We start from the raw sequence: 6,539 nt of genomic DNA, 5'->3' as shown, positions 1-6,539 counted from the left end.
TTGAATTTTTAATTCTTAATTTTTAATTTTGAATGGTCGCGTTCGCGTAGCGTGACCTACGGTCAAGGGACTTGACGAATAGCTGCTACGGCCTTAAAAACTTTTATCTTTTGCAACTACTTCTTTAGTTAGAGTCGATGCCTAGGTATTACCCTAGGGCACCTCTCCTTCAGAACTGGACGTGAAAGTTTCCCCTCATCCAGCTCCTAGATATCCTAGTCCTTCGACTTGCTCCAGTGGAGTTGTTGGTGGCAACTTTGATGTATTGCCATTAAATTCTTTGACTTCCAATTGTCGTGGTTTCCATCTATGTGATGAAGATGTACAGATTCGTCGTCTATGAATTTTAATCCGCAGTGTCCACAGGAATGGTGTTGTCTTTTCAGAGCTTTAGCTGTTACATTGTCGTATAGTTTAGAATTTCTTCTACTCCAATACGTTATGTTTCCGTCGTAGGGGGTTCTAGTTTTCTCTACCATGATAAATCCGTTTTGCTCGTGTCCTACTTTTGGGAAAGCTTTCTTACATAGCTCTACAGCCTTATGTTTGTCTACTTTCTTTTCTTTTAGGAATTTACGTCTTGCGGATTCGTCTATGAACCAGAGGGAGTCTCTCCCGCTGTTCATGTCACACCATTTGTGGTAGTTTCTCCATCCCCTTACTATGGGTGCTAGTTTTTGCGCCTTTTTCTCTGCACCATAGTTCGAGCTGAGAATTATGGTTTTTACCTTCTTACGGAAAGTTTCGTAGTTTTCCTTTGAAGGAATACTTCTGAATTTTCCATTCTTTTTTTGGACTCGGAAATTCCAGCCCAGGAAGTCAAAACTGTCTGTCGTTTTGGTTACCTTGGTCTTTTCTTCATTGATTTCCATTCCGCGTTCTGCTAAAAAGGTTTTTATTTTATTTAATACCTTTTCAGCGTCGTCTTTTGGTTTTAGAAATATTACCATATCGTCCGCATATCGGACGCTAGGGTGTGTATCTTCTATTCCGTTGAGTGCAATGTTGGCGAGAAGTGGGCTGACTACCCCTCCCTGGGGCGTTCCTTGTTCAGGGAATTCCGGATTGATGCCAGCTTTTAAACATCTGAATATCCCCGTTTTCAGACTAGTTGGTGCTATCAATCTATCCATGATGGATTTGTGGGAGATACGGTCAAAGCACTTCTTTATGTCTAATTCGATAACCCTTTTATTGATGCCATTTTTGTTCGCCGCTAGATTCGTGAACATATATTGTTGGGCATCGTGAGCACTGCGTCCAGTTCTAAACCCGTAACTTCGGGCGTGAAAGGTTGCTTCATGGGCTGGTTCCAGGGCGAATTTGGCGCTTACTTGCCATGCTCGGTCGGCTATGGTAGGTACTTTAAGAATTCTTACTTTTCCATTCTTTTTAGGGATAGGAATTTCTCGAAGTCCGCTATGTTTCCAGACGTGGCCATAGTGGTTCAATTCATTCAGTAGCTCCATACGCTCTTTGTAATTGAGGGCTGTCTTCCCGTCAATACCGGCAGTTTTTTTGCCTTTATTTAGTTGTGTTACTTGACGGATGGCCAAAAGTTGTGCTGAACGGGATTTTAGAATCAGTTTCTGTAGAGACCGGGCTTTCCTCAAATTCCCAGCTTGAACTGCTTTATACACTCGCTTTTGTAGGCGGAAAAGGTTTTGTCGGAGTTTCTTCCAATTTTGTCCTTTCCAAAGTTCACTATAAGTTTTGTTACTCATGTGTCTAACTATGCTCTGCTAGAGTTTGTGTATTCTGGATACCCGCAGGCAGTTTCCGCCTGCATCCTACCCGACAGTGGGGATTAGGTTTGGCATAACTTACTGGGATTACGACCTTTGTTCCCAGACCCGTATTTTGCTGTCGTTTTTACTCGTTCCATTCCTGAGATTGGTCTGGGGATTTAGGACGGTTCATTTTGCCCATTATCTCCTCGGAGTTTATGACTATCACAACGATAATGTGATGAGAATAGATAATAGAGTCATACGAATTTTTATTTCCAGATTTCGTAGCTCTGCGCTTGGACACTTTTATAGAACCTGTTTATCCTTGTCACCTCCCTATTAGCGCCAGTGTTGTCTATCTGCTTCATTTTCAACTGATTGCGCCCTGTTGCCAGCTTCACTCTAATGAAATGCCGTTCATCTCGGTGTGGCCAGGTAAGGAGTCACCTGTCTCCGCAGGGGTGGGGCTTTCACCCACATCCAAGAAATAGTTAGGAATTTTTGAGGTTTTTGACCTCGCGATTCCCCCAACTTATACCCTCTATTTAGAGGTTCCTAGTTGGAACGAGCCGCACCATTGTCGCACAAGTGCCTATCGTTCTCGCTGACATTAGGATTATTCTGCAAATAATTGCGCACCCAATCGCAACTCCTCGCCATTAAAGAGTCTAAGTTTAAGTCTAAATGCCAGAGTTTGATCGTGCCGTCACTACTGCCAGAAGCCAAGGTCTGGCCATCGGGGCTGAAACTGACGCTAATGACCCAGTCATCATGCCCGATCAGGGTGCGGATTTCGGTTCCTGTCTCTAGATTCCAGAGTTTGATCGTCTCGTCATTACTGCCAGAAGCCAAGGTCTGGCCATCGGGGCTGAAACTGACCCTCGTGACCAATTGATCATGCCCGATCAGGGTGCGGATTTCGGTTCCCGTCTCTAGATTCCAGAGTTTGATCGTCTTGTCACCACTGCCAGAAGCCAAGGTCTGGCCATCCCGGCTGAAACTGATGCTATTGACCCAGTCATCATGCCCGATCAGGGTGCGGATTTCGGTTCCTGTCTCTAGATTCCAGAGTTTGATCGTGCGGTCATCACTACCAGAAGCTAAGGTCTGGCCATCGGGGCTGAAACTGACGCTCTTGACCGAGTTATCATGCCCCGGGAGGGTGCGGATTTCGGTTCCCGTCTCTAGATTCCAGAGTTTGATCGTGCGGTCATCACTGCCAGAAGCCAAGGTCTGGCCATCGGGGCTGAAACTGAGGCTAGTGACCCTTTTATGAAAGCTATCATTATGCCCATGGAGGGTGCGGATTTCGGTTCCCGTCTCTAGATTCCAGAGTTGGATCATGTGGTCATAGTTGTCATAACTACTGCCAACAGCCAAGGTCTTGCCATCCCGGCTGAAACTGACGCTACTGACCGAGTTATCATCCCCATGGAGGGTGCGGATTTCGGTTCCCGTCTCTAGATTCCAGAGTTTGATCGTGTTGTCATCACTATCAAAAGCCACGGTCTTGCCATCCCGGCTGAAACTGACGCTACTGACCGAGTTATCATGCCCGATGAGGGGGCGGATTTCCCTTTCCGTCACAAGATTCCAGAGTTTGATGGTGTTGTCAAAACTGCCAGAAGCCAAGGTCTGGCCATCCCGGCTGAAACTGACGCTCGTGACAAGGTCATCATGCCCATTGAGGGTGCGGATTTCCTTGCCCGTCACAAGATTCCAGAGTTTGATGGTGTTGTCCTGACTGCTAGAAGCCAAGGTCTGGCCATCCCGGCTGAAACTGACGCTCGTGACAAGGTCATCATGCCCATTGAGGGTGCGGATTTCCTTGCCTGTCTTAGGATCCCAGAGTTTGATGGTGTTGTCAGTACTGCCAGAAGCCAAGGTCTGGCCATCCCGGCTGAAACTGACGCTATTGACAACGTTATCATGCCCATGGAGGGTGCGGATTTCCTTGCCTGTCTTAGGATCCCAGAGTTTGATGGTGTTGTCAGTACTGCCAGAAGCCAAGGTCTGGCCATCCCGGCTGAAACTGACGCTATTGACATGTCCAGTATGCCCATGGAGGGTGCGGATTACCTTGCCTGTCTTAGGATCCCAGAGAGGGTGATCATACCCATGGATGGTGCGGATTACCTTGCCTGTCTTAGGATCCCAGAGTTTGATGGTGTTGTCAGTACTGCTAGAAGCCAAGGTCTGGCCATCCCGGCTGAAACTGACGCTATTGACAACGTTATCATGCCCGATGAGGGTGCGGATTAACTTGCCTGTCTTAGGATTCCAGAGTTTGATGGTCTCGTCATTACTGCCAGAAGCCAAGGTCTTGCCATTGGGGCTGAAACTGACGCTATTGACAGGTCCAGTATGCCCCGGGAGGGTGCGGATTAACTTGCCTGTCTTACGATTCCAGAGTTTGATGGTGTTGTCATCACTGCCAGAAGCCAAGGTCTGGCCATCCCGGCTGAAACTGACGCTACTGACAATGTTAGTATGCCTCTGCAAGCGGTTGCGTTCGCTGCCTTCATAAAGAACTTTCTGCAGGGCACTCATCACCTGTGGGTCGCTTTTCTTGTGTTTTTGTAGGATTTTTCCTGCCCTAATCGCCTCCACGAAAGCCTCCATTTCTTTATGTTCAGCAAACAGGGACAAAGAATAGCGACCGAGAGAATTGGCATTATTAAGTTCAGAGTTTCTCCATTGGTTCCAAACGGCAGCACTGAAAATCATTGCCCCCAAAAGAACTGAGCCAGCGATGCTCCAACCCACCATTGTGTTACGGCGTTTTTTTCTAACACTGCGCCGCACGAAATCAACTTCTACCTGGTTTAACCAGTTATCATCCGATAAATATACCTTTTTCAACAAATCCAGACGAGGGTTAGCATTCCAAAGAAACTTTGCCTGTTGCTGGCTTTTCCACTCCTGGGCTACGGTCGTCAACCGCCGTTGCAGAAGTAGGCTTTCCTCCTCCTGTTGCTTCCATCCCAGCAATCTTTGCCATCCCCGTACTAAAGCATCATGGGCTGGTTCTACATCAGGATTCCCCTCACTATCTTGTCCTTCTACTAATAACCGTGCTGTGCTAAAACAATCAATTACTTCCTTAACTAAACCATTTTTTGCTGGTGGATATTCTAGTTCCGATAAAGGTACCCGCCTACGGGCTAACTCACCCCCACCTAGTGCCACCATCCGTAACATCACATGACGGATTAATTGGTCATAAGCGGGATTTTCATTAACTAGCGCCTCATATTCAAGATCAGCCCTTTGAGTTAGCGATCGCATTACTCCCCCCAATTCCTGATAATCGGCTTGAGTCAACGCCCGGTCAATAGTAATACCCCTGTATTGTGCCTCCCGTTGCCGCCTTAAATACTTGAGGAATAATTCACTCAATGCAAAAGACAGCAGGGGTAATGCTCCGGGCATATCCGCCACTTCATCAATTAATTTTTCTACTAATTCGTGGGGTTGAAAATACATTACCCGTGCTTGAGCCGGTTTTTCTATCGCTTCCCTTAGTTCCCCTCGTGTCATCGCCGGTACAATAAATCGTCCGCTGTGCCAACGCTTTGTAAGCACAGTGTTTTCCACGTTATAGTCTGTGGGGACAAACTTTAAGCCAGCATCCCTGACTTGGGGTTCAAAGTCAGACCGTAAGGTTAATACTACCCGTAATTTATCCCCATGGCCATTGATGGCTGTGAGTATCTGTTGGAAAAACTCCTTACGCTGATCTAAGTTTTGACAGAGTGTAATAATTTCTTCGCTTTGGTCAATAAACAGTAATAACTTAGAGTTGGGGTTATTTTTCCCCCAAACATCAATGCTCATTGCCAGGTTCTGCTGTGGGTTTTGTGGCTCAACATTAGGTAACTTAGCATTAAATAGCACATTATTTAATGGTGGCAAGGGAGTCTCACCAGGACGGATGGGTGGCAAAATACACCATTTCTCAGTATTATCTTGCCGTAGTTTGGGAATTAATCCTGCTTTTACCAAGCTAGATTTACCGGAACCGGAAGCACCCAACACCACTGTCAGGGGATTAGCTTTGACAAAATCTTCTAACTTTTCTACTAGTAATGTTCTACCGAAAAACAGTGAACTGTGTTTCTCCTCAAAGGACTTTAAACCGCGATAGGGATTTTGTGACTCATCCAATGGTGGTGCTGGTGGTAAATTAAGTTCATGTCCGGGAGAAAGAAAGATATATTCTCCCTTATCGTGCTTATTTAAACACCAAATACCAGGGGTTTGTCGTAGACGGCATTTTTCTGTGGGAATTTCGACTCGATCCCGTAAATATAAATATAATTTTGTGGCTGTAATTACCCCATCTCCAGCCGGTTTACCATTCGTAGCAGGAGGATAGATATCTGCTGCCCCTTCTAGGGCTTCTAATAATGCACTAGCAAAAGGGGAATGATTGCCGAATTGACCGCGTTCGCTATCTAAATTAAAGTTATCGAGGGCTTTTTGGTCAGAAGCTGAAGAAGTAATAATTTGCCAGGCTGGGTCACTAATAAAACGGTCGTATCGTTCTTGGTGAATTACTTCTGGCGAGGTTAATAAATCCCTAGTACTCGACCATTTAAAAGCACCAGCAAAACAGCAGTCGAGGATACCCAAGAAATGACGACAGGGTAATTGACTTAAAGCATCGTGTAACTTCGTCATGGGCAGATAACTATTAGTATCCCCCAGTAAAGCATCTTGAGGAATTAAGTAACCAGCCGGACCATCATCCCCATTGAGAGCGACTCCATGACCAGCAAAGTAAAATAATAAGCGGTCATTTTCAGT

Annotated in this window: 2 protein-coding genes; both read right to left on the bottom strand. The window is 46.0% G+C overall.

The annotated features are described in order from the left end of the window. Window positions 1-215 precede the first annotated feature (215 nt). Complete coding sequence (locus F6K38_RS32755) at window positions 216-1,724, bottom strand: group II intron reverse transcriptase/maturase (protein WP_287256629.1); 1,509 nt, start codon at window positions 1,722-1,724, stop codon at window positions 216-218. Window positions 1,725-2,285: 561 nt separating this feature from the next. Continuing rightward, window positions 2,286-6,539 (bottom strand): nSTAND1 domain-containing NTPase (locus F6K38_RS32750; RefSeq protein WP_287359256.1); only part of this gene is annotated, 4,254 nt, incomplete at its 5' end.

Source organism: Moorena sp. SIO3B2, assembly GCF_010692525.1.
Taxonomy (GTDB): Bacteria; Cyanobacteriota; Cyanobacteriia; order Cyanobacteriales; family Coleofasciculaceae; genus Moorena; species Moorena producens.
The sequence above is the reverse complement of the archived record's forward strand: the minus strand, read 5'-3'. Positions and strand labels throughout refer to the sequence as shown.

Excerpts from the sequence above, each read along its gene's own strand:
- F6K38_RS32755 (WP_287256629.1), bottom strand. The coding sequence starts at position 1,724 with ATGAGTAACAAAACTTATAGTGAACTTTGGAAAGGACAAAATTGGAAG.